Annotated in this window: 2 protein-coding genes; one reads left to right on the top strand and one right to left on the bottom strand. The window is 61.1% G+C overall.

Going from position 1 to position 1,139, the window contains the following annotated elements:
• Positions 1–439, top strand: a 439-nt coding sequence (locus tag AC1DMG_RS22275; protein WP_477181165.1) for a Fe-Mn family superoxide dismutase, incomplete at its 5' end; no start/stop codon positions are given.
• Positions 440–770: 331 nt separating this feature from the next.
• Here AC1DMG_RS22275 and AC1DMG_RS22270 read toward each other — a convergent pair.
• Positions 771–1,085, bottom strand: a complete 315-nt coding sequence (locus tag AC1DMG_RS22270; protein ID WP_441604627.1) for a HigA family addiction module antitoxin — start codon at positions 1,083–1,085, stop codon at positions 771–773.
• Positions 1,086–1,139: the final 54 nt, after the last annotated feature.

Genomic DNA, 1,139 nt, shown 5'->3' with positions numbered 1-1,139 from the left:
CGTCTACGACGACCTCAAGCGCGAGCACCTGATGCGCACCGGTTCGGTGGTGTTCCACGAACTCTATTTCGAGAACCTCGGTGGCGATGGCCAGGCCGACGAGACGCTGCGCCGCGCCATCGGCGAGGCCTTCGGGAGCTACACGGCCTGGGAGGAAGAGTTCCGCAAGATCGGTGCGGGCCTGGGTGGTGGATCGGGCTGGGTGATACTTGGCTACAACCTGCACACTGGGCAGATCGAAAACTACTGGCTGTGGGACCATCTGCACGGTCCCGCCGCGACCTGGCCGCTACTGGTCATGGACATGTACGAGCATTCCTACCAGATGGATTACGGCGCCGCCGCGCCCAAATACGTCGATGCCTTCTTCCAGAATATCCGCTGGAGCGTGGTGGCAACGCGTTTGGCTAGCGCGCACCGCTTTGCCGAGGCGAGTTAGACCTTCCTAAGCCGATCGCTGGCGTAACTTGCTGGCCTTCGCCCGACCGTTGCCCGTCGTTAAGTGAAAAGAATTTAGGCGACGCGAGCTGGAACGCTCAGAAGTGAACTGCGATCAGCTTCGCGATGAGTGCGTCGGGCGAAATTGCGTCGACCACGGCATTTCTTCGGGAAGCTTCGGTTAGCGCTCGGCTAGGAGATCTTCGATGCAAATCGGAAGATCAAGCACGCTTTACCCGTAGCGAGAGCAAACGGGACGGAGGTAGTTAATTCGAACAATGGCGGTGGGACGCAACTATCTCCGTCCCGTTTGTCGTGTCGCGCGTTTGCCCTCAATCAACGAGCGGACGATAAGCGCGGACCACAGGCTTCGCCCTTTCCAAATCGTATCGCGCCTGAAGTGCCAGCCAGTAGAAGGCAGTGGTGTCGAAAGCCAGGGAGAGGCGGATGGCGACCTTGGGGGTGATGGGGTGAGTGTCGGCGATGAAGGCTTTGATCTGATCGGAGGGTATGCCGGTGCGACGGGCGAGTTGGGCGGGGTTGAGGGCGCTGGGAATCAGGTAGGCGTGCAGCAGGATGTCGCCGGGGGCTCGCAGGGGTTGCGAGGGGTCTACTTCCGAGTGCGGGGTGAGCTGGATCAGTTCCATGGTGGTTCCTCCCTGTCGGACACGGCTCCGCAGCGGCTCAGGCGCTTACAGCGC

The organism is Dyella sp. 01N36 (genome assembly GCF_056399745.1).
The sequence above is the reverse complement of the archived record's forward strand: the minus strand, read 5'-3'. Positions and strand labels throughout refer to the sequence as shown.